18 protein-coding genes are annotated in these 23173 nt (G+C 64.2%); 11 read left to right on the top strand and 7 right to left on the bottom strand.

Features of this window, described 5'->3' with window-relative positions; all coding sequences use genetic code 11:
* Positions 1-72 precede the first annotated feature (72 nt).
* A complete protein-coding gene (locus tag CAG33_RS05735) occupies positions 73-1200 on the bottom strand; it encodes a branched-chain amino acid ABC transporter substrate-binding protein (protein ID WP_085581660.1) in 1128 nt (375 codons plus the stop codon).
* Positions 1201-1551: 351 nt separating this feature from the next.
* Between CAG33_RS05735 and CAG33_RS05730 the strand changes: the two genes are divergently transcribed.
* A complete protein-coding gene (locus CAG33_RS05730) occupies positions 1552-1857 on the top strand; it encodes a DUF2288 domain-containing protein (RefSeq protein ID WP_085581662.1) in 306 nt (101 codons plus the stop codon).
* Between the two features lie 318 nt (positions 1858-2175).
* On the opposite strand, the gene CAG33_RS05725 is transcribed toward CAG33_RS05730, so the two are convergent.
* Positions 2176-4380: a hypothetical protein gene (locus tag CAG33_RS05725; protein WP_085581664.1), complete on the bottom strand. Its 2205-nt coding sequence runs from the start codon at positions 4378-4380 to the stop codon at positions 2176-2178.
* 196 nt (positions 4381-4576) lie between these two features.
* Between CAG33_RS05725 and CAG33_RS05720 the strand changes: the two genes are divergently transcribed.
* The gene (locus CAG33_RS05720; protein ID WP_170929958.1) at positions 4577-5473 is read left to right on the top strand and encodes an NAD(P)-dependent oxidoreductase; all 897 of its coding nucleotides are present in this window, start codon (positions 4577-4579) and stop codon (positions 5471-5473) included.
* Here the strand turns inward: CAG33_RS05720 and CAG33_RS05715 are convergent.
* Both CAG33_RS05715 and CAG33_RS05710 read right to left on the bottom strand, forming a co-directional pair.
* On the bottom strand, positions 5364-7646 hold the full coding sequence (locus tag CAG33_RS05715; protein ID WP_085581666.1) for a bifunctional diguanylate cyclase/phosphodiesterase: 2283 nt from the start codon (positions 7644-7646) through the stop codon (positions 5364-5366). The two genes, CAG33_RS05720 and CAG33_RS05715, sit on opposite strands and share 110 nt — an antisense overlap.
* Positions 7647-7865: 219 nt before the next feature.
* Entirely contained in the window at positions 7866-8234 is a 369-nt protein-coding gene (locus CAG33_RS05710) for a YkgJ family cysteine cluster protein (RefSeq protein WP_085581668.1), read from the bottom strand.
* Positions 8235-8535: 301 nt separating this feature from the next.
* Between CAG33_RS05710 and CAG33_RS05705 the strand changes: the two genes are divergently transcribed.
* Positions 8536-9882, top strand: coding sequence for an MFS transporter (locus CAG33_RS05705; RefSeq protein WP_085637307.1), 1347 nt, complete (start codon positions 8536-8538; stop codon positions 9880-9882).
* A 164-nt stretch (positions 9883-10046) separates the two neighbouring features.
* Here the strand turns inward: CAG33_RS05705 and rapA are convergent, their stop codons facing one another.
* Positions 10047-12893 carry an RNA polymerase-associated protein RapA gene (gene rapA / locus CAG33_RS05700; protein ID WP_085632172.1) on the bottom strand — a complete coding sequence of 949 codons (2847 nt, stop codon included), beginning with the start codon at positions 12891-12893 and terminating at the stop codon, positions 10047-10049.
* A 241-nt stretch (positions 12894-13134) separates the two neighbouring features.
* On the opposite strand from rapA, the gene CAG33_RS05695 reads away from it, so the two are divergent.
* The 3 genes from CAG33_RS05695 (at position 13135) to ccoM (ending at position 14034) form a co-directional block, all read left to right on the top strand.
* The gene (locus tag CAG33_RS05695) at positions 13135-13476 is read left to right on the top strand and encodes an aspartate-semialdehyde dehydrogenase (RefSeq protein ID WP_085581675.1); all 342 of its coding nucleotides are present in this window, start codon (positions 13135-13137) and stop codon (positions 13474-13476) included.
* 132 nt (positions 13477-13608) lie between these two features.
* The gene (locus tag CAG33_RS28475) at positions 13609-13770 is read left to right on the top strand and encodes a hypothetical protein (RefSeq protein WP_008016476.1); all 162 of its coding nucleotides are present in this window, start codon (positions 13609-13611) and stop codon (positions 13768-13770) included.
* A 147-nt stretch (positions 13771-13917) separates the two neighbouring features.
* A complete protein-coding gene (gene ccoM / locus CAG33_RS28895; protein ID WP_302471303.1) occupies positions 13918-14034 on the top strand; it encodes a cytochrome c oxidase subunit CcoM in 117 nt (38 codons plus the stop codon).
* 835 nt (positions 14035-14869) lie between these two features.
* Here the strand turns inward: ccoM and CAG33_RS05690 are convergent.
* Together CAG33_RS05690 and CAG33_RS05685 are read right to left on the bottom strand one after the other, a co-directional pair.
* Positions 14870-16345 (bottom strand): inorganic phosphate transporter, encoded by a 1476-nt coding sequence (locus CAG33_RS05690; protein ID WP_085632174.1) that lies wholly within the window; start codon positions 16343-16345, stop codon positions 14870-14872.
* 375 nt (positions 16346-16720) lie between these two features.
* Entirely contained in the window at positions 16721-16921 is a 201-nt protein-coding gene (locus CAG33_RS05685; RefSeq protein WP_007986337.1) for a hypothetical protein, read from the bottom strand.
* Positions 16922-17562: 641 nt separating this feature from the next.
* On the opposite strand from CAG33_RS05685, the gene pcaR reads away from it, so the two are divergent.
* The 5 genes from pcaR (at position 17563) to pcaF (ending at position 23138) form a co-directional block, all read left to right on the top strand.
* Positions 17563-18405: a pca regulon transcriptional regulator PcaR gene (pcaR, locus tag CAG33_RS05680; protein ID WP_085581679.1), complete on the top strand. Its 843-nt coding sequence runs from the start codon at positions 17563-17565 to the stop codon at positions 18403-18405.
* A 293-nt stretch (positions 18406-18698) separates the two neighbouring features.
* Complete coding sequence (locus CAG33_RS05675) at positions 18699-20045, top strand: MFS transporter (protein WP_085581681.1); 1347 nt, start codon at positions 18699-18701, stop codon at positions 20043-20045.
* A gap of 254 nt (positions 20046-20299) precedes the next feature.
* Positions 20300-21160: a CoA transferase subunit A gene (locus CAG33_RS05670; RefSeq protein WP_085581683.1), complete on the top strand. Its 861-nt coding sequence runs from the start codon at positions 20300-20302 to the stop codon at positions 21158-21160.
* Positions 21157-21936 carry a CoA-transferase subunit beta gene (locus CAG33_RS05665; RefSeq protein ID WP_085581685.1) on the top strand — a complete coding sequence of 260 codons (780 nt, stop codon included), beginning with the start codon at positions 21157-21159 and terminating at the stop codon, positions 21934-21936. The genes CAG33_RS05670 and CAG33_RS05665 overlap by 4 nt, the downstream gene beginning before the upstream one ends.
* Entirely contained in the window at positions 21933-23138 is a 1206-nt protein-coding gene (gene pcaF / locus CAG33_RS05660; protein ID WP_170929961.1) for a 3-oxoadipyl-CoA thiolase, read from the top strand. The genes CAG33_RS05665 and pcaF overlap by 4 nt, the downstream gene beginning before the upstream one ends.
* Positions 23139-23173 lie beyond the last annotated feature (35 nt).

Raw genomic sequence — 23173 nt, 5'->3', positions numbered from 1 at the left:
GACTGGCCCATAAACCTCGTAAAACAAAGCCCACTGCTCGCACAGTGGGCTCACTGACCAGTAATGCCAGGCTTACTGAGGGGAAACTTCGGTCTTGGGCTTGCCGAAGTGCCACTGGTAGACCACGAACTTGAAGTCCTTCAGGTCGCCCTTGGCGTCGTAGGACAGCTCGCCGGTCGGCGTCTTGAAGGTGCCGGCGTGGATGGCTTCGGCCACCTTGGCGGTGTCTTCGGACTTGGCGGCCTTGATGCCTTCGGCGATCAGTTCGACGGCGGAGTAGGCCGGGAACACGAACGGACCGCTCGGATCCTTGCCGTCAGCCTTGATGGCGTCGACGATGGCCTTGTTCGCAGGGTCGGCGTCGAAGGACTTCGGCAGGGTCACCAGCAGGCCTTCGGAAGCGTCCTGGGCGATCTGCGAGATGGAGTCGTTGCCGACGCCTTCCGGACCCATGAACTTGGCGTTCAGGCCCTTTTCCTTGGACTGGCGCAGGATCAGGCCCAGCTCAGGGTGGTAGCCGCCGTAGTAGACGAAGTCGACGTTGTTTTGCTTGAGTTTCTGGATGATCGAGGAGAAGTCCTTGTCACCGGCGTTCAGGCCTTCGAAGACGGCAACCTTGATGCCTTTCTTCTCCAGGGTCTGTTTGACGGCGGTGGCGATGCCTTCACCGTACTGCTGCTTGTCGTGCAGGACCGCGACGACCTTCGGCTTGACGTGGTCGGCGATGTAGTTGCCGGCCGCAGGGCCCTGGGCGCTGTCCAGACCGATGGTGCGGAACACCAGCTTGTAGCCACGGGTGGTGATGTCGGGGCTGGTGGCCGCCGGGGTGATCATGATCACGCCTTCGTCTTCGTAGATGTCCGAAGCAGGCTGAGTGGAGCTGGAGCACAGGTGACCGACCACGAACTTGACGCCGTCGTTGACCACTTTGTTGGCTACGGCCACGGCTTGTTTAGGGTCGCAGGCGTCGTCGTATTCCTTGGCTTCGAGCATCTTGCCGTCGACGCCGCCCTTGGCGTTGATGTCCTTGATGGCTTGCTTGGCGCCGACGAACTGCATGTCGCCGTACTGGGTCACCGGGCCGGTCTTGGGACCTGCGATACCGATCTTGATGGTGTCGGCGGCGAACGAATGGCTGGCCACCCCGGCCAGAACCATAGCGGCAAACAGTTTGGAAATCTGCTTAGTAGCCTTAGTCATAGTGCTCCACTCTTGCTGTTGTATTTTTTAGAGTCCTGGCGCCGTAGCAGCAGAACCGGGTCCGATATCTTTGCGATACCTTCCGGAAATGCCCCCGGCAACTGTACCGGTACAGTGTAGAGCGCCGGTCGTTGGCCTGGGAAGCTGGCGCCAGGGGGCAAATCCTGAGGGTGTCGCTTTGATGAAAGAAAAAGACAGAATTGCGGCGGGGCGTTCAGGGGGCTTATGCCCCAATCATCGGCATTCCTTGGCGTTCCTGCTCTTTTCGTTCGGTACAGCCGTTTCCTACCGGGTTTTTCTGCCGGACCACCGACGTTATCATTCGCGCCGATTTCTTTTCCGGACAGTCCCATGAATCAAGAACCTAGCACCCTCTATGCCAAGCTGCTTGGTGAAACCGCATCGATCCGCTGGAAAGAGCTGGAGCGCTTCTATGCCCAGGGTGCCCTATTGTGGGTCGATCCCGGGCTGGATCTGATCGCGGTCGCCGAGGCCGTGGCGTCGGACGAGGGGGAGAAAGTGGCCGCCTGGCTGGCCGCCGAGAAGGTCGCCAAGCTCTCTGAAACGCGGGCGCTGGACATTTTCGGGCGCGACCCCGAGATGTGGGCAGTGGTGGTGCGGCCGTGGATTCTGATCCAGGAAAGGGCGACGGAGTGACAGCGTGCACCGATTGTGTGCGTGATGTCGTCGGCGAAAAGTGTGTAGCCGAGTAGCGTGATGGCACGTTGCCGTAGAGAAATGCCACAAGCGGAGGTGGCATCACGGTGACGTAAACGTAACGGGAACAGTTCATCGGGCAGCCTGAGGGCTGCTCAATTGTTTCTGGATGTTTGAAGGGCTGAAATTTTGAGGGTGTTGTCTGGCCCCATCGCTGGCAAGCCAGCTCCCACAGGTTTGGTGGCGCTCACAATAATGGTGTTCACCTGGATCTTGTGGGAGCCGGCTTGCCGGCGAAGGGGGCAACTCGGTCTGTAGTCAGGCCGAGTAGGTGCGCCCGGTGTGGCTGTTGAGCGAGATGACTTTGGTCTTGCCGATCCGGTGACGGTAGATCTCGCGCAGGTACTTGATCGCTTTCTTCACGCAATCGCGGGAAAGGCGGATGTCGTTGATCGAGACGAACTTCTCTTTGTCGTTGATCAGCTCGCGGTACTTCTTCTCGTACATCGGTTTGATCGCGTACCAGTTGGTGTCGAGGATCTTCGCCGGGTTCTCGAATTCGTTGAGCAGGTCATCGATCCGGTCTTCGTCGAAGTCCTCGTGGACGATGAAGTCCAGGATCGAGTTGTCCAGGGTCTCGTCGAAGCGGTACGGGTTCTTCGCGAAGCAACGCTTGATGAACGCCACGATCAGGGTCAGGAAGTCGTCCGACAGGCACGGGCTCTTGGCGATCAGGGTGGTCAGCGACAGGTTGGCCGAGGCGCCGATCACCAGCGCGTAGCGTTTGAGCGTGGTGTTGGGGAACAGGCTGTTGAGGTGGGTCTTCAACCGGTTCAGGTCCATGTACGACAGCTTGTAGTCCTTGGGCAGCGAGACGATCGAGACCACCGACGAGCAGTTCTTGAAGAAGTGCAGGTCGTGCAGGGCCGCCGCGTCGTAGCCGGAGTTCTTGTACTGCTCCAGCGAGGCGCGGTAGCGCTTGGACTCGATCGGCAGCAGGCTGATGCCTTCGATGGCCTGGGTGACCTTGTTGAAGTGCGGCAGGTCGATGGAGCGGAAGAACAGGTCGTCGATGTTCAGGCGCTGCGGCTCCTTGTCGAAGACCTTGAACTTGTCGCTGCTCGGCGGCGGGGTCTCCGGCACCACGGACTCGGCGTAGGCGATGGCCACAGGGCCCGCCAGGCTCATGAACAGGTCGTTGGCGTCCAGGCGGATGGTCTCGCCGATGTCGATGCCGGCGCGGCGGAAGTAGTTCTGGTCGTAGTCGGTGGTCACCGCCTGCGCCGTCAGGATGTTGAATATCTGCTGCGAGATGTACTGGTTGGCGTGCTTCTCCATCGCATTGACGTCAATGTTCTGGATATTGCCGTCATCGTTCTCTTCGGCGTAACGCATGATGTCGTTGGAGATCAGCATCATGGCGTTCCAAGGGCGGATGCGGCCCATGACGCTGGCTTCGCTGCTGTCTTCGTTGGCGAAGTTGTACGAGAAATCCCATTCTTCCGACAGGTACTTGCACAGCAGGCGGCCGGCGTTGATGTGCAACGCTTCGGACATCTCGCTGCGGTGGTCGGAGATGTTCGGCAGCACGCAAATGCCGCTGGTGAAGATCGGCTCGAACACGAACGAGTGGCCGCTCTTGCCGTCGTGCTCGTCCATCGGCTTGGTGTCGAACGTCTTGTTCATGTACGAGTGCTGCTGGGCCAGGCCGAATTCCGAGGCCATGCCGGAGCCTGTGCCGCCGCCGGCGCTGAAGATCGAGAAGTACAGGCGCGACTGGTTGGCCTTGATGCCGCAGCTGTCGATCAGGTACGAGTGGATCATTTTCCAGTCGGGGCTGGAGAAGCGCTGGGTGTCCTTGTTCAGGATGATCTTGGCCAGGTACTGGCCCAGGATCGGTGCGTTGCCCGCGCCGCCGGCGTGGACTTCGGACAGGTCCATGATCTTCATCTTGCTGTAGTCGCGCAGGAACCCGGTCTTCTCGCCCTTGCGCGAGAAGCGGATGCGCCCGGCGATGTCCTTGTCCAGGTCGCCGAGCATCACCAGCGGCTCCACCAGGAACACCGGTTTGCTGGCCTTGTTCGGGCCGATCCGCAGGTTGGTGCGGATCCACTGGGCCGGGCTGTAGCCCTTGTCGGCCAAGCGGCGGTCGACGGCCCGGTCCTCGTTGTTGAATTCGTTGAGGTAGAACTTGCGCGCGTTGTACACCAGCTCCGCCACGTCCAGGGCGATGTTGGAGCCGCAGCGGCCCAGGCCGATCAGGCACACCGACGGGAATTCCTGGTCGTTGTGCTGTTCGTTGTCGCCTTCCAGGTGCGGCGGGCGCGGGAACACCAGGTCACGCAGGCCGTCGAGGTTGTCGAGGATTCGGTCGGTGTTGGTTTCGGTGAAGTACAGGTACTGCTGGGTGCCCAGCGGACGCGAGGGTGGCAATGGCTTCGACGGCGATGGCGACGGGCTGTTCGCCGCCGGGCTCAGGGTCAGATCGGATACCGCAGTGGCCGGATTGTTCTTGGAAGTCATTGGGCGCCATTTACCTGGACTGGTTGGCCCGGCGACCGCTGTCGCCGAACCTCACGGAATGGAATCTCGCGTCTGTTTGCTGCGCGTGTTTGGCCCGGATTCCGGGCCGTTGGCCTGGGTGTCGTCCGGGGGAATCCTTTCCTGATTGATGATGGATCGGCCATGATTCGGCGATCTTTAATAAAAAGGAGGCTAAATGATGTCAACGCTACCTTCGTTGGGGTTCGCCGGGATCGGCCTGATGGGCCTGCCGATGTGCCGGCGGCTGCTGGCCGCGGGCTATCCGCTGACGGTGTGGAACCGCAACCCGGCCAAATGCGCGCCGCTGGTGGAAGCCGGCGCCCGGCAGGTGGCGACCCCCGCCGAACTGTGCGCTCAGGCCGATGTGGTGATGCTGTGCCTGGCCGACACGGCGGTGGTGCGCGAGGTGGTGTTCGGCCCGGCGGGCATCGCCGAAGGCGCGAAGGGCGGTCAGTTGCTGGTGGACTTCTCCAGCCTGGAGCCCACCGCCACCCGCGAGATGGCCGCCGAGCTCCGTGGCCGCACCGGCATGGGCTGGCTCGATTCGCCGGTGTCCGGCGGGGTGGCCGGCGCCGAGGCCGGCAGCCTGGCGATCATGGTCGGCGGCGAGGCGGCGGACCTTGAGCGGGTGCGCCCGGCGCTGATGAGCCTGGGCCAGCGCGTGACCCATATGGGCGGCGTCGGCGCAGGCCAGGTGACCAAGGCCTGCAACCAGATGATCGTGGCCTGCAATGCCCTGGTGATCGCCGAAGTGGTGGCGCTGGCCGAAAGTGCCGGGGTGGATGCGGGCCTGATCGCCGAAGCCCTGGCCGGCGGGTTCGCCGATTCCAAGCCGTTGCAGATCCTCGCCCCGCAGATGGCCGCCAGCCGCTTCGAGCCGGTGAAGTGGCACGTGCGCACGCTGCTCAAAGATCTGGACACGGCAGTGAAGTTTTCCCGGGAGACCGGTTCGGCCACGCCGCTCAGCGGATTGGCCGCACAACTGATGCGCCTGCATGGGAGCCAGGGCTTTTTGCAGCAGGATCCAGCGACACTGGTGCAGATGTACCGTGGGCCCGACTCAGCGGATTGACCGTGTGGGCGTGCTTGCGCTGGTCGATTTCCTCCAGCACCGGCCGCAGTTCGCTCAGCGGCACCGGGCGGCTGAGCAGGTAGCCCTGGATGAAATCGCAGCCCGAGCGCTCCAGGAATTCGTATTGCTCCAGGCTTTCCACGCCTTCGGTGACCACCTGCAAGTGAAGGGTGTGGGCCATGACGATGATCGCCTGGACGATCTCCATGTCGGCGGTGGCCTTGGGGATGTCGAGGATGAACGAGCGGTCGACCTTCAGGGTGTTCAGCGGCAGGCGCTTGAGGTAGGCCAGCGACGAGTAGCCCGTGCCGAAGTCGTCGATCGACAGCGACACGCCGAGGGCGCGGATCTGGCGCAGCAGCACCAGGGTGTTGGCGATGTTGCCCATCAAGGCATTTTCGGTGACCTCCAGCTCCAGCCGTTCGGGTGAGACCCCGGCGGTGCGCAGGGCGGTTTCGATCTCGTCGGCCAGCTCTTCCCGCGCCAGGTTCAGCGGCGAGCAGTTCCAGGCGATCTTCAGTTCGTCGCAGCCGTGGCGGGACAACTCGCCCAGGTCTTCGCAGGCCTTGCGCAGCACCCAGTTGTCCAGCTCGGCGATCAGACCGTTGGTCTCGGCGATGGCGATGAACCGGTCCGGGGTCAGTAGGCCGTGCACCGGATGTTGCCAGCGCACCAGCGCCTCAAGCTTGGTGACCCGGCCGCTGCGCAGCTCGAGGATCGGCTGGTAATGCAGGGTCAGGCCGTTCTCCTCGCGCAGGGCCAGGCGCAGTTCCTCTTCCAGCTGCAGTTCCAGGGTGGCGCGGTTCTTCAGGTTGGCGTTGAAGAAGTGCAGGCCGTTGCGCCCGGCGCCCTTGGATTGGTACAGCGCCAGGTCCGCGTGCTTGAGCAGCTCTTCGCAGGTGGTGCCGTCCTCCGGGAACAGGCTGATGCCGATGCTGGTGGTCATCACCATCCGCCGCCCGGCCAGTTCGATCGGCTCCTTCATCTTGTGCATGATGCGCTGGGCCAGGTTGCGCGCCTCCTCACGGTCGCGCAGGCCGATGAGGATGCAGAATTCGTCGCCGCCGAACCGGGCGACCACGTCCTCATGGCTGCGCACCGATCCTTTTATGTGCCGGGCGATGACCTTGAGCAGCTCGTCGCCGGCGTCGTGGCCGAGGCTGTCGTTGATGCGCTTGAAATGGTCGATGTCGAGGAACATCACCGCCAGCATTCCGCCTTCCTTGGTCTTCTGGCTGAGCTTTTCGGCGAAGATCTGATTGAAGCCGCGGCGGTTGATCAGGTTGGTCAACGCGTCGTAGTTGGCCACCTGCTGCAATGACATGCGCGCCTGGTCCAGCTGGGTGAGCAGGGTGTTGACCCGGCGCAGGTCGTTTTCCTTGTGCTGCAGTTTCTTGTCGGCCAGCGCCGCGCTGATGGCGCTGCCGAGGATCAGCAGGGTGATCAGCGCCACCGTGAGACCCAGTTGCATGTGCCCGGACTGCGGCGGCAACGCCGGCAGGCTGTTCTCCGGCAGCACCAGTTGCAGGGCGGCCATGCCGGTGAAGTGCATGCTCAGGATGCCGGCGCCGAGGATCAGCGCCGCCGCGTACTTGAGCAGTTGCAGGTACAGGCCGGCGCCGTCGCGCAGGCGGCCGGCCACCCACAATGCGGCGAAGCTGGCGCCGATGGCGATCAGGATCGACACCGTGAACAGGGTGGGGTCGTACCAGGCCGTGGCGGCGGAGCGCATGGCCGCCATGCCGACGTAATGCATGCCGGCGATGCCCAGGCCGATGACGACGGCGGTCTTGAGGTATTGCAGCAGGCTCGGTTGCGCCTCGCTCAGGGTGTGCATCGCCAGCCACGAGGCGAAGAGCGCGATCAGCAGGGAAAACAGCGTGACGGGCAGGTCGTACTGGATGTCGATCGGCGCCTGGAACGCCAGCATGCCGATGAAGTGCATGGCCCAGATGCCGCCGGCCAGGCACAGGGCGCCGATCCAGCGCCAGAAGCGCTGCGAGGCCGGATCTTCGGCGTGCCCGACGCGTTCGGCCATGTCGAGGGTGGCGAAGCTCGCCGCGCAGGCGACGAGGTAGGCCACCAGCACCAGCAAGGCGTCATGTGTGCAATTGAGGATGACCTGCCCGCTCTGCGGCAACTCGGCAACGAACTGTAAACCAAGCCACTCCATAGCATGCCCCGTCTCTGAGTGCGTCCCGAGTGCGTTCCGGCCGCGTCATGAACGCAGACGAACGACTGGAGTATAGAGGCCGAATGTGGGGCGAATGCGGTAGTGGCACATTGGCGCTAATGATTTCGGCATTAGCGTCATAGCGAACGGAACTATAGCCAACGGAACAATAGCCAACGGAACAATAGCCAACGGAGCGATAGCGAGCGGGACTGAGGCTCAGGCGCTCTGTTCGTAAGGCGTCTGCGCCCAGTGCGGCTCCAGCGGCGGCAGGCCGAAGCGGGCGCGGGCCTTGTCGCAGTCGGTGTTCTGTTCGCCGTTTTCCCAGGACGACTCGAACTCCCGGCAAGGGCTGGAGCGCTGCTCGTAGATCGAACAGTGCACCGTGCTGCCCACCTCGCCGACCAGCGCGGTGCAGCGGGGCGACTTGCAGTCCGTGCCGTTCATCGCCACCCGGCTGGGGCTGATCTGCGTCACCAGCTCGTCAGGCACCGTTCCGCCGGCCGAGGCGCACTCGCCCCAGAAAAAGGACACGCGGAAATGGGAACAGCAGGCACCGCAATTCAGACACGGACTGGCTTCGGACATGGTCAGGCATCAAAGGAGGGATGGGAAGGATCCGGACGGATCCGGCGGCTATTCTAGGCTTCGCCGCAGACTTGGGAAGGGGGGCGCAAAAGTATTTTTTCGTTGCCGGATTTTGCCGCAAAAGCCCCGGTTTCCGGGGGATTCCAGGCAATTCAAGGGCTTACGTTTCGTAACATCGCCATGGCCCGGTATCAGGCCGGCGAATGATCACAGACATCCGCCGAACGGCTGACTAGATTGCAGGTTCCGGGCTCGAACGCGTCGGCCGTGCAGCCCACATAACAATAAAAGAGGCGGACCCATGCAGCACTCGACCCAAGCGGCGAATGCCTGGCGCATTCTGTTCCTGCTGTTCCTGGCCAACCTGTTCAACTTCTTCGACCGCACCATTCCGGCGATCATCATCGAACCGATCCGCATGGAATGGCACCTCAGCGATTTTCAGCTGGGGATCGTCGGCACCGCCTTCACCATCGTTTACGCCATCGCCGGCCTGCCGCTGGGGCGCATGGCCGACACCGGCTCGCGCAGCAAACTGATGGGCTGGGGCCTGGCGGCCTGGAGCGCGTTGACGGCGGTCAACGGCATGGTCGGTAGCTTCTGGAGTTTCCTGCTGGTGCGCATGGGCATCGGCATCGGCGAGGCCAGCTATGCGCCGGCCGCCAACTCGCTGATCGGCGATCTGTTCCCTGCCCACCGCCGGGCGCGGGCCATGGGCATTTTCATGCTGGGCCTGCCGCTGGGGCTGCTGCTGGCGTTCTTCACCATCGGCGCGATGGTCAAGGCCTTCGACAGCTGGCGCGCGCCGTTCTTCATCGCGGCGGTGCCGGGGCTGGTTCTGGCGGTGTTCATGTTCTTCATCAAGGAACCCAAGCGCGGCGCGGCGGAGACCGTGCAGGTGTCGCAGGCGCCCGTCGACAGGCCGATCCGCCGGGTGCTGGCGGTGCCGACCTTCCTGTGGCTGGTGATGGCCGGGCTGTGCTTCAACTTCGCCACCTACGCCTGCAACTCGTTTCTGGTGCCGATGCTGCAGCGCTATTTCCTGATGCCGCTGCAGGAGGCGGCGGTCGCCACCGGGCTGATCGTCGGCGTCACCGGGCTCATCGGCCTGACCCTCGGCGGCTGGGTCGCCGACAAGATCCACCAGCGGGTGGCCAACGGTCGGTTGCTGTTCGCCGGGTTCAGCCTGATCGTTTCCACCCTGTGCACGGCCTGGGCGCTGCATGCCGGGCGCATCGAGATCGGCGTGTTCGTGGCGGTGTTCAGTGTCGGCTGGCTGTTTGCCTACAACTTCTACACCTGCGTCTACACAGCGATCCAGGACGTGATCGAACCACGCCTGCGGGCCACGGCGATGGCGCTGTTCTTCGCCGGACTGTACCTGTTGGGCGGGGGCCTTGGGCCGGTGGTGGTGGGAGCCTTGTCGGATCATTTTGCGCAGTCGGCGATGCTGGCGGCGGGCGCGGGGGAAATGAGCGAAGCGTTCAAGGCCGTCGGCCTGCATGACGCGATGTACCTGATCCCGGTGGCGTTGTTCCTGACGATGGTGTTCCTGTTCCTGGCGGCGCGGTGCTTTGTGCGCGACGCCCAGCGGATGAAGACGGGGCTGGCGGCGGTGGTGCCGCAGGGTGAGGCGGCGACGGCGTGATCGCTTTCGCCGGCAGGCGGGCTCTCCCATTGGAACGCCGTTCAGGCTGTGGGAGCCAGCCTGCTGGCGATGCGGCCGTCCGCAGCGCCTGAAAATCCGACAGGCAAACAAAAAGGCCCGCATCGCTGCGGGCCTTTTCGTTTTTTGCCGGAGGGCAGGGTGGATCAGCCCGCCACCAGCACCCGGATCGCTTCCAGGCGCAGGGCGGCCTTGTCCAGCATCGCCAGGCCTTCCTCGCGCTGCTTGCGCAGGGCGACCAGTTCGCTGTCGCGCACGCTCGGGTTGACCGCCTGCAACGCGGTCAGGCGCGCCAGTTCTTCGTCGGTGTCCGCCGCCAGGCGACGGCGGGCCTCGGCCACGCGCTCGGCGTGGCGCGGGGCGATCTTGTCTTCACCGGCGTTGATCCGTGGCGTCAGCTGGTCGCGCTGGGCCTGGATGAACTTGTTGGCGCTGGCGCGGGGCACGCTTTCCAGCTGGTCGTTGAGGGTGTTGAACGACACCCGCGCCGCCAGGTCGTTGCCGTTGGTGTCCAGCAGGCAGCGCAGGGCGGCCGGCGGCAGGTAACGGCCCAGTTGCAGGGCGCGCGGGGCGACGACTTCGCTGACGTAGAGCAGTTCCAGCAGCACGGTGCCGGGCTTGAGCGCCTTGTTCTTGATCAGCGCCACGGCGGTGTTGCCCATCGAGCCGGACAGCACCAGATCCATGCCGCCCTGCACCATCGGGTGTTCCCAGGTGATGAACTGCATGTCTTCGCGCGACAGCGCCTGGTTGCGGTCGTAGGTGATGGTCACGCCTTCGTCGTCGCCCAGCGGGAAGCTGGCGTCGAGCATCTTCTCGCTCGGCTTGAGGATCAGGGCGTTTTCCGAATGGTCTTCGCTGTCGATGCCGAAGGCGTCGAACAGGGTTTCCATGTAGATCGGCAGGGTGAACTGGTCGTCCTGCTCCAGGATCGCCTCGACCAGCGCCTCGCCTTCGCCAGCGCCGCCGGAGTTGAGCTCCAGCAGACGGTCGCGACCGGTGTGCAGTTCGGCTTCCAGGCGCTGGCGCTCGGTGCGCGCCTCGTCGATCAGGGCTTGCCACTGGCCGTCGTCGGCCTCTTCCAGCAGCGGCAGCAGGCGCGGGCCGAACTGATGCTGCAGGGCGTTGCCGGTCGGGCAGGTGTTGAGGAACGCGTTCAGCGCCTCGTGATACCACTGGAACAGGCGCTCCTGCGGGCTGGTCTCCAGGTACGGCACGTGCAGCTCGATGACGTGCTTCTGGCCGATCCGGTCCAGACGCCCGATGCGCTGTTCCAGCAGGTCCGGGTGCGACGGCAGGTCGAACAGCACCAGGTGGTGGGAGAACTGGAAGTTGCGGCCTTCGCTGCCGATCTCGGAGCAGATCAGCACTTGGGCGCCGAACTCTTCGTCGGCGAAGTAGGCGGCGGCGCGGTCACGCTCCAGGATGCTCATGCCTTCATGGAACACCGTGGCCGGGATGCCGGAACGCACGCGCAGGGCGTCTTCCAGGTCCATCGCGGTTTCGGCGTGGGCGCAGATCACCAGCACCTTGGTGCGTTTGAGCATCTTCAGCTGGTCGATCAGCCACTCGACGCGCGGGTCGAATTTCCACCAGCGTTCCTCTTCGCCGGCGTCCGGCTGGGCCTGGAAGCTGACTTCCGGGTACAGCTCGGCGTGTTCGCCCAACGGCAGTTCGAGGTATTGGTCCGGGCACGGCAGCGGGTACGGATGCAGCTTGCGCTCCGGGAACCCCTGCACGGCGGCGCGGGTGTTGCGAAACAGCACGCGGCCGGTGCCGTGGCGGTCGAGCAGCTCGCGCACCAGGCGGGCGCTGGCTTCGCTGTCGCCGTCGTTGACGGCGGCGAGCAGCGCTTCGCCCTCGGCGCCGAGGAAGTCATGGATGGTCTTGTGCGCGGCGGGCGAGAGGCGGCCCTTGTCGAGCAGTTCCTGCACGGCTTCGGCCACCGGGCGATAGTTGTCGCTCTCGGCGCGGAAGGCGGCCAGGTCGTGGAAACGGTTCGGGTCCAGCAGGCGCAGGCGGGCGAAGTGGCTGTCCTGGCCCAGTTGCTCCGGGGTGGCGGTGAGCAGCAGCACGCCGGGAATCACTTCGGCCAATTGCTCGACCAGCGCGTACTCCGGGCTGGCCTTCTCTTCGTGCCAGACCAGGTGGTGCGCTTCGTCGACCACCATCAGGTCCCAGCCGGCGGCGAACAGGGCGTCCTGGGCCTTTTCGTCGTCGACCAGCCATTCCAGCGCAACCAGCGCCAGTTGGGTGTCTTCGAACGGGTTGGCGGCATCGCTCTCGATGAAGCGCTCTTCATCGAACAGCGCGACCTGCAGGTTGAAGCGGCGGCGCATCTCCACCAGCCATTGGTGCTGGAGGTTCTCCGGCACCAGGATCAGCACGCGGTTGGCGCGGCCCGACAGCAACTGACGGTGGATCACCAGGCCGGCTTCGATGGTCTTGCCCAGGCCCACTTCGTCCGCCAGCAGTACCCGCGGCGCGATGCGGTCGGCGACTTCACGGGCGATGTGCAGCTGGTGGGCGATCGGTTGCGCCCGGGAACCGCCCAGGCCCCAAAGGGTGGACTGCAACTGGCGGCTGGTGTGTTCCAGGGTGTTGTAGCGCAGGGAGAACCACGACAGCGGGTCGATCTGCCCGGCGAACAGGCGGTCGCTGGCCAGGCGGAACTGGATGAAGTTCGACAGCTGGGTCTCCGGCAGGGTGACCGCTTCGTTCTGCCCGTTGAGGCCGTGGTAGACGAGCAGGCCGTTGGCGTCCTCGACTTCGCGCACGGTCATCTTCCAGCCTTCGAAGTGGGTGATGGTGTCGCCCGGCGAAAAGCGTACGCGGGTCAGGGGCGCATTCCTTAGCGCGTACTGGCGGGTGTCGCCAGTGGCCGGGTAAAGCACGGTCAACAAGCGGCCGTCCTGTGCCAGAACGGTGCCTAAACCAAGCTCTGCTTCGCTGTCACTGATCCAGCGTTGCCCCGGTTGATACTGCTGCGCCATGCTGCCTGACTCCCACCTTGAAAAAGCGGGCTATCTTAACGGAATGAGGCTCCGAGGCCAAAGGATTAGGAGCCGTGCCCGGCTTTTAGCTGCCAGCGGCAAACTGAGGGAAGCGTAGGTCATGCATCGGATTCGCGGACGCCGGCGGCACTGTTCGATGCCGATCCGGTCACAAGTTTTCGACCGGTGGCTCAAGGCGTGCCGGGTGCCGCCGATAGCCTGCTGACAGGAGACCCTTCATATGCTGCCACCGATGCTCCCCCTGAGCGCCGTGCCGATCACTTCCCAGCAGGATCCGATCCGCCAGCGGCCGGACATCCCTCCGGTGGTGCCGGTGCAGGAAAGCTCCAACGAAAGCACCATCGACCTGCAAAAGCGCGATCCGGAAGAGGACGGCCTGCTGCTGCGCGAGGAGCAGCGCCGCCAGCAGGAGCGCGACCGCCGCCGGCGCGAGGCCGACGAGGATCCTGAGGAGCACTTGGCCGTGCCCGGCACCGAACTCAACGCCGACAACACCGTGCCGGTGGTGCCGCTGATGGAAGACCAGCCGCGCCAGGGGCTGTGGGTCGACATCGAGATCTGACCCGGGCGGTACATCAATTGTCGAGGTTCATGCGCTGCGGGCTCTGGTCAGCGCCGACGCCAGGCCGCATCATGGGCGCAGTCCTGTCGTTGACGCGGCAGTTGCGATCCTTCCACCCATGCACCGAACGCCATGAGCCAAGACGACAAGCTGATCGACCTCAACGCCGAACGCGCCAAGCGGGTTCACGACCTCAACGACAAGCGCCTGAACGAAGTGCGCCAGGCTTTCGAACAGGCGATGCCGTTGGGCAAAGCCAAGAAAAAGCCGAAAAACAAACCGAAAAAGCGCTGATCTCCCCTGCATCCGTTGATGCAGGTCATTTATTCCCCTTCCTTCCCCCCGCGCATCGACCGGCATTGATCCCGGTCAATTTCTCCCCCCGTCCGATTGGTTAACTTAGCTCCATCGCAACAGAGCAGGGGCCAGGAGGCCAGTGTCATGTTTTTCGATAACGTGGTGTTTGCCGGCGTCCTGACCGTTGGCCTCATGGTTGTGTTTTTTGCAGGGTTTGGAATTTTTATCTGGAAGGATGCGAATAAACGCAAAAAACCGTAGGTCCTTTTGGATTGATGAGCACGCAAGGCATTTTGGGCAACTTCGGTTGCCCTTTTTTTTTGCCTGCGGTTTTTGGGGGTTGGTCTTGGCGGCTTTTGGGCCGACCAGGCTACGGTTTGGTTGAGTACATATCCGTTTCTGCGGTAACGGCGGCTTAGGGTTCCGCCCTTACGGCGGGTCACTTTTTTCAGACGCCAAAAAAGTAACCAAAAACGCTGGCCCCGGCGTTCGGCCCCTCGCTGAGGCTCGGGGTTCCTTCGCTCCGGGATTCATCCGGGGGCATCGGCTACGGTTTGCTTCGCTGCACCTCCTTCCGATGTGTTTGGCTGCGCCAAACGGCGCTGCGCGCCCACCCCCGGATGAACCCCTCCGCTCAGCCTTCCGAAGGGGCCGGCAGATCAAGATCAAAAGCTAGGCGAGCTGACACTCGGCCTTTTGATACGTGCGCGATGGCGGCCTGACAGCCGACCAACCTCTACCTGATTGCACCCGATCCAACTGTGGAAGCTGGCTTGCCAGCGATGGCGGCCTGATAGCCGACCAATCTCTCCCTGACTGCCCCCAATCCAACTGTGGGAGCCAGCCTGCTGGCGATGACGGCCTGACAGCCGACCTGTTTCTGACTGGCCGACACAATTCCCTGTGGGAGCTGGCTTGCCAGCGATGGCGGCCTGACAGCCGACCAATCTCTACCTGACCCCACCCGATCCAACTGTGGGAGCCAGCCTGCTGGCGATGACGCCCTGCCAGCCAACCCCCTCCACCTGACCGCCCCCTCAGGCAACAAAAAAGGCGTGACCCTCTCGGATCACGCCTTCTTCAACACCTGTGACGATCAACTGCCCAGCGCCTTGGACGCCAGCCAGAACAGTCCGGCCGACAGTGCCACGGTGGCCGGCAGGGTCAGTACCCAGGCCAGCAGGATGGTGCGCACGGTGCCGCTCTGCAGGCCGCTCTTGTTGGCGACCATGGTGCCGGCCACGCCCGAGGACAGCACGTGGGTGGTGGACACCGGCAGGCTGAAGATGTTGGCCATGCCGATCATGCACGCGGCGGTGATCTGGGCGGACATGCCTTGGGCGTAGGTCATGCCTTGCTTGCCGATCTTCTCGCCGATGGTCAGCACCACACGCTTCCAGCCGATCATGGTGCCCAGGCCCAGGGCCAGGGCGACCGCCAGGATCACCCAGAACGGGGCGTATTCGGTGGTGGTGGTCAGGTCCTTGCGCAGTTTGTCCAGGTCGGCCTTTTCACGGGCCGGCAGGCCTGGCAGCTTGGCGACCTTCTTCGCGGTGTCGTCCAGGCAGAGCAGGTAGCGGCGCACTTCGATGCGGCTTTCCGACGACAGCGAATGGTAGTCCGCCACGCCCTTGAGGGTGTCGAGCAGGGCGGCGATGGTCGGTTCGGTCTGCTGCGGGTTGCAGCGGAACTTCTCCGGCAGGTCGCCTTCAACGCTCTTGCCCAGGGCCAGGAACTCGCCCAGGGAATCGGCGTTGCGCTTGTAGAACTGGCTCAGGTGCAGGGTGGCGTCGCGGGTGCGCTCGATCTGGTAGGTGGTGCTGTTCAGGTCGAGCACGAACTGCGCCGGGACGATGCCGATCAGCACCAGCATGATCAGGCCGATGCCTTTCTGGCCGTCGTTGGAGCCGTGCACGAAGCTTACGGCCATGGCCGAGATCACCAGCACCAGGCGGTTCCAGAACGGCGGGTGCTTCTTGTCGTCGATCTTGCGGCGCTGCTCCGGCGTCTTGTGCATCTTCGACAGCGGGCGCCACCATTTCAGGCCGATCAGCACCAGGGCCGCGACCAGGAAACCGGCCATCGGCGAGAACACCAGCGAGGCGGCGATGTCGATCGCCTTCTGCCAGTTCACCCCGTCCGCGAGCGGAATGTCGTTGATCAGGGCATTGGCCAGGCCGACGCCGAGGATCGAACCGATCAGGGTGTGGGAGCTGGAGGCCGGGATACCGAAGTACCAGGTGCCCAGGTTCCAGGCGATGGCGGCGGCGAGCAGCGAGAACACCATGGCCAGGCCGTGGCCGGTGTTGACGTTGATCAGCAGTTCCACCGGCAGCAGGTGGACGATGGCATACGCCACGCCGACCCCGCCCAGCAGCACGCCGAGGAAGTTGAACACCCCCGAGAAGAACACCGCCAGGTGCGGCGGCATCGCTTTGGTGTAGATCACAGTGGCTACCGCGTTGGCGGTGTCATGAAATCCATTGATGAACTCGAAGGCGAGGACAAATGTCAGGGCGAGCAAGAGGCTCACAAGCACCCAGGCATCCAGTCCGCTGAATAAATCGATCATGAAGGTTTTCTGGCCCGGTCATAAGGGGGCGCGATTATGCCAGAAAAGACCGGAAATCGATCCCCTACCTGCTCATCGGTAACATTCTTCAACGAATTAATTTGTATCAGGCGGCAAAGTCCGAGCGTTTTGCAGGGTTTTGCAAGTGCTTGATTTGATTGAATAAATGGCTCATCGGCAAGCGTCAGGGCCAAGGCGCGGAGGCCTCGAACGCTTGTGTGAAATATCTCTGAAACGGGTCAGGCCCGTCGTTTCCGCTGTAGGACGGAACGGTTAGGCCGCTGCCCGCGGGTAGCGGGCGCGCAAGGCATCGTCGTGGCACCGCGCTTGTAACCGGTGTCGACGCAAACCCTTGGACAAGTCAATGCCAGAGGCTCATGGCTCTTCGGCTTTGAGTTCCTTTTCCATTTTCTGCAGTTCTTGCTGGAAGACCTGATCCTGAACGGTGGCGCGTTTGCGCCAGGGTTTGCGTTCCGGTTCGGGCTGGGCGGCGTAGGTGGTGACTTCCCCGCCGTAAACTTCCTTGTAACGTTGTTCCTGGCGCTCAAGTTCCGCGCGCAGTTCGTCTTTCGTCACAGTGCTACCTGTTTGAGTTGAGATGAATGTCTGGTGAAACGCACAGCAACGAATCACTCAAGCGAGTCCGCCGAGGGCAACCGGCCTGAACAGGCGACGGTGTTGTCGGCAGAACGCTCGGGACTTCCATGTTGCAGGCGGCTACGGCACCAGATTAAAACTGACGCAGCATCAGTTTCCGGGTTCAGCGAGCGCGCTGGCGGTGTATGGGTAACGGGCATCAGGCGCTGGCCGGGGCCGACGGCGATGGACATCGCGTCGGCGGGCGACGCCGTCGGCAACTAAAGGCGCGGCGTCACTGAGTTGCATTATAGCGGCCGATTCGGGATTGACTATCTTCGGCAAGTTAAAAACGGTTGCGCGGGCATGATTGTTTTGTGACTGACATTTTTTATCGGTAGTTGTCGCGGCGATGGCCGGCGGTGTGATTTTGGCGTCATTAAGCCGGACAACTAAGGTTCGCACTCAACGAGTGCTCCAAGTTCAAGGCGACCGTTGCGGCCGACCGGGGGCGCGCGGAGAGCGATTGCGATTATCGGTCGCCGGTTCGATAATCGCCCAATATTGACGACCCCCCGCTTGTGCATTGGCTGGCGGGCCGCTTGTATGGCCGTTGCCCCGCGAAATATTGAGAACCGGACATGAACGATCAAATGCGCAACTCCTTCACCTCGGTGGCACCGCCGATCGTCGCCTCGCCGGCCAAGCGCATCCAGGCCATGACCGGCGATCCGGATTTCATGACCTCGCTGGCCCGGGGCCTGGCGGTGGTGCAGGCGTTCCAGGAGCGCAAGCGCCATCTGACCATCGCCCAGATCAGCCACCGCACGGAAATCCCCCGCGCCGCCGTGCGCCGTTGCCTGCACACGTTGATCAAGCTCGGTTACGCCACCACCGACGGCCGCACCTACTCGCTGCTGCCCAAGGTGTTGACCCTCGGCCACGCCTATCTGTCCTCGACGCCGCTGGCGGTCTCGGCCCAGCCGTACCTCGACCGCATGAGCGAGCAACTGCACGAGGCCTGCAACATGGCCACGCTGGAGGGTGACGACATCCTCTACATCGCCCGGTCGGCCACCACCCAGCGGCTGATTTCGGTGGATCTGTCGGTGGGCGGGCGGCTGCCGGCGTACTGCACCTCCATGGGCCGGATCCTGCTGGCGGCGCTGGACGACACCTCGCTGCGCGAATACCTCGACCACGCGGAGCTGGTGGCCAAGACCAGCCGCACGCTGCACACCCCCGAAACCTTGCTCGAATGCCTGCAGGAAGTGCGGCGCCAGGGCTGGTGCATCGTCGACCAGGAACTGGAGCAGGGCCTGCGTTCGATCGCGGTGCCGGTGTACGACGCCTCGGGCCAGGTGGTGGCCGCGCTCAACGTCAGCACCCACGCGGGGCGCGTCAGCCGCACCGAGCTTGAGCAACGCTTCCTGCCAGGCCTGCTGAGCGCCAGCCGCGACCTTAGTGCGCAATTGTTCGCCTGAGGAAGCTGTTCGATAAACGCACAGAGTTGCGTTTATCGAATTGACGCTCATTCCCCCGGATCATTAATGTCGCGGCAGCGTCATCCGGCACAGGCCTTCTCCGGCCGGCCGTTGACGCCTCTGATAATAATGACAAGAGGCAACCTCCCATGCGCACGTTTCCCGACTGTCGCCGTTCTCGCCCGTGTTGCCGGGCCTGACGCAACGCCCTGACTCCAGCCTTCTATTCTCATGACCGTGCCGCTCTTCGGCCGGCCTCCGTTCGACTGCGTTTTTTGCGTGGAATAAAAACAATGAACCAGCCTCAGTCCGCTGTGGGGCACTGCCTCGACGTGCAGTCCTTCATCAATGCCCAACCGATCTCGCGCTATCAGTGGCGGGTGGTGATCCTGTGTTTCCTGATCGTGTTCCTCGATGGCCTCGATACGGCAGCCATGGGCTTCATCGCCCCGGCCCTGTCCCAGGACTGGGGCATCGACCGCGCCAGCCTGGGTCCGGTGATGAGCGCCGCGCTGATCGGCATGGTGTTCGGCGCCTTGGGTTCGGGCCCTTTGGCCGACCGTTTCGGGCGCAAGGTCGTGCTGGTCGGGGCAGTGGCGCTGTTCGGCGCCTTCAGCCTGGCGTCGGCCTACAGCACCAACGTCGAGCAGTTGCTGGTGCTGCGCTTCCTCACCGGCCTAGGGTTGGGCGCGGGCATGCCGAACGCCACCACGCTGCTGTCCGAATACACCCCGGAGCGTAAGAAGTCGCTGCTGGTGACCAGCATGTTCTGCGGCTTCAACCTCGGCATGGCCGGCGGCGGATTCATTTCGGCCAAGCTGATTCCGGCGTTCGGCTGGCACAGCCTGCTGCTGATCGGCGGGATCCTGCCGCTGATCCTCGCGTTGGTGCTGATGGCCTGGCTGCCGGAGTCGGCGCGGTATCTGGTGGTGCGCAACCGTGGCACCGACAAGGTGCGCAAGGCCCTGGCGCCGATTGACCCCGCCCAGGTCGCCCAGGCGTCGGCCTTCAGCGTGCCGGAGCAGAAGACCGTCAAGGCGCGCAACGTGTTCGCGGTGATCTTCTCCGGCACCTACAGCACCGGCACGCTGCTGCTGTGGCTGACCTATTTCATGGGCCTGGTGATCGTGTACCTGCTGACCAGCTGGCTGCCGACCCTGATGCGCGACAGCGGCGCGAGCATGGAGCAGGCCGCGTTCATCGGCGCGCTGTTCCAGTTCGGCGGCGTGCTGAGCGCGGTGGCCGTCGGCTGGGCGATGGACCGGTTCAATCCGCACAAGGTCATCGGCACGTTCTACCTGCTGGCCGGGGTGTTCGCCTACGCGGTGGGGCAGAGCCTGGGCCACATCACGCTGCTGGCGACCCTGGTGCTGGTGGCCGGCATGTGCGTGAACGGCGCGCAATCGGCGATGCCGTCGCTGGCGGCGCGGTTCTACCCGACCCAGGGGCGGGCGACCGGGGTGTCGTGGATGCTGGGGATCGGCCGGTTCGGCGCGATTCTCGGGGCGTGGATGGGTGCCACCCTGTTGGGGCTGGGCTGGAACTTCGAGCAAGTGCTGACGGCGCTGGTGATTCCGGCGGCGCTGGCCACCACGGCGGTGCTGATCAAGGGCGTGGTCAGTCACGCGGATGCGACTTGAAACAGCACTGAATGATCCGGCTTTCGCGAGCAGGCTCGCTCCTACAGGAAAACGCATTTCTCTGTAGGAGCGAGCCTGCTCGCGATGCTTTTGGCAGTGATCGTTAGCGAGATAACAATCTGTTCGATAAACGAACACTCACTCGATTATCGGATTGTTTGGCGTTTTTCACGGGCTTAATCTTCAGTGACTCCGGCGCCGAACCTCGCGCCTTTTTATCACTGGCGATTCACTACAGAACGGGAGCCAGCTCCATGGCCGAGATCCTTTCGCTGCACGACGCGGTGAAGCAATTCGTCAACGATGGCGACACCGTCGCGCTCGAAGGCTTCACCCACCTGATTCCTACGGCGGCGGGTCATGAAATCATCCGGCAGGGCAAGAAAGACCTGACCCTGGTGCGGATGACGCCTGACCTGATCTACGACCAACTGATCGGTGCCGGTTGCGCCCGCAAGCTGATCTTTTCCTGGGGCGGCAACCCTGGCGTGGGGTCGCTGCACCGTCTGCGCGACGCGGTCGAGAAGCAATGGCCGCACGCGATCGAGATCGAAGAGCACAGCCACGCCGACCTGGCCAACGCCTACGTGGCTGGCGCGTCCGGCCTGCCATTCGCGGTGCTGCGCGCCTACGCCGGTTCCGACCTGCCGAAGGTCAACCCGCTGATCAAGAGCGTGACCTGCCCGTTCACCGGTGAGGTGCTGGCGGCGGTGCCGTCGGTGCGCCCGGACGTGACCGTGATCCACGCGCAGAAGGCCGACAGAAAGGGCAACGTGCTGCTGTGGGGGATCCTCGGGGTGCAGAAGGAAGCGGCGCTGGCGGCCAAACGCTGCATCGTCACCGTCGAGGAAATCGTCGATGACCTCAACGCACCGATGAACGCCTGCGTCCTGCCGACCTGGGCCCTGAGCGCGGTCTGCCATGTGCCGGGCGGCGCGCACCCGTCCTACGCCCACGGCTACACCGAGCGCGACAACCGTTTCTACCAGGCGTGGGATCCCATTGCCCGCGACCGTGGGACGTTTACCGCGTGGATCGACGAATACATCCATGGCTGCGCTGACTTCGGCGCGTTCCAGGCCAAGTTGGCCGCGGCTTCGGAGGCCCAGCAATGACTTACACCACTAACGAAATGATGACCGTGGCTGCGGCCCGTCGCCTGAAGAACGGCTCGGTGTGCTTCGTCGGCATCGGCCTGCCGTCGAAAGCCGCCAACCTGGCGCGCCTGACCTCGTCGCCGGACGTGGTGTTGATCTACGAATCCGGCCCGATCGGCGCCAAGCCGAGCGTGCTGCCGCTGTCCATCGGCGACGGCGAGCTGGCGGAAACCGCCGACACGGTGGTGCCAACCGGCGAGATCTTCCGCTACTGGCTGCAGGGCGGGCGCATCGATGTGGGCTTCCTCGGTGCGGCCCAGGTCGACCGTTTCGGCAACATCAACACCACAGTGGTGGGCGATTACCACCAGCCGAAAGTGCGCTTGCCGGGGGCCGGCGGTGCGCCGGAAATCGCCGGCTCGGCCAAGAGCGTGCTGATCATCCTTAAACAGTCTGCGCGCTCGTTTGTCGACAAGCTCGACTTCATCACCTCGGTCGGCCACGGCGAAGGCGGCGATTCGCGCCAGCGTCTGGGGCTGCCGGGCGCCGGGCCGGTGGGCATCATCACCGACCTGTGCATCATGGAACCGGAGGCCGGCACCCACGAGTTCGTGGTGACGGCGTTGCATCCGGGCGTGACCCGCGAGCAGGTGAGCGCCGCCACCGGCTGGCCGATCCGTTTCGCCGAGCAGGTGGCCACCACCGCCGAGCCGACCGCCGTCGAGCTGACCGCCCTGCGCGACCTGGAAGCCCGCACCGCCGCGGCCCACGGCCAAGCCCCGGGAGAAGCCTGATGCGCGACGTGTATATCTGCGATGCGATCCGCACCCCCATCGGCCGGTTCGGCGGCGGCCTGTCCGCCGTGCGCGCCGACGACCTGGCCGCCGTGCCGATCAAGGCCCTGATGGAACGCAACCCGTCGGTGGACTGGACGGCCCTGGACGAGGTGTTCCTCGGCTGCGCCAACCAGGCCGGCGAAGACAACCGCAACGTGGCGCGCATGGCGCTGCTGCTGGCGGGCCTGCCGGACAGCGTGCCGGGGGTGACCCTCAACCGTCTCTGCGCCTCGGGCATGGACGCCATCGGCACCGCGTTCCGCGCCATCGCCAGCGGCGAGATGGAACTGGCCATCGCCGGCGGCGTCGAGTCGATGTCCCGTGCGCCGTTCGTGATGGGCAAGGCCGACGCGGCGTTCTCGCGCAACCTGAAACTGGAGGACACCACCATCGGCTGGCGTTTCATCAACCCGCTGATGAAGGCCCAGTACGGCGTGGACGCGATGCCGCAGACCGCCGACAACGTGGCCGACGACTATAAGGTGTCCCGCGCCGACCAGGACGCCTTCGCCCTGCGCAGCCAGCAGCGCACCGCTGCGGCCCAGGCCGCCGGTTACTTCGCCGAAGAGATCGTCGAAGTGCGGATCGCCCACAAGAAGGGCGAAACCGTGGTCAGCGAGGACGAGCATCCCCGCGCCGACACCACCCTTGAGGCCCTGGCCAAACTGAAACCGGTCAACGGCCCGGACAAGACCGTCACCGCCGGCAACGCCTCGGGTGTCAACGACGGTGCGGCGGCCCTGATCCTGGCCTCGGCCGAGGCGGTGAAGAAATACGGCCTGACCGCCCGCGCCAAGGTGCTGGGCATGGCCAGCGCCGGGGTGGCGCCGCGGGTGATGGGCATCGGCCCGGTGCCGGCGGTGCGCAAGCTCACCGAACGCCTGGGGCTGGCGGTCAGCGATTTCGATGTGATCGAACTCAACGAAGCGTTCGCCAGCCAGGGCCTGGCGGTGCTGCGCGAACTGGGGCTGGCGGACGATGCGCCGCAGGTCAACCCGAACGGCGGCGCGATCGCCCTCGGCCATCCGCTGGGCATGAGCGGCGCCCGGCTGGTGCTGACGGCGCTGCATCAGCTGGAGAAGGGCGGCGGCCGCAAAGGTCTGGCGACCATGTGCGTCGGCGTCGGCCAGGGTCTGGCCCTGGCCATCGAACGCGTCTGACCCTGCGCCCTGACGAACAAGAACCGAGGAAAGCG

The organism is Pseudomonas sp. B3(2017) (assembly GCF_002113595.1).
Taxonomy (GTDB): domain Bacteria; phylum Pseudomonadota; class Gammaproteobacteria; order Pseudomonadales; family Pseudomonadaceae; genus Aquipseudomonas; species Aquipseudomonas ekonensis.
This window is presented reverse-complemented; position numbering and strand designations above follow the sequence as displayed.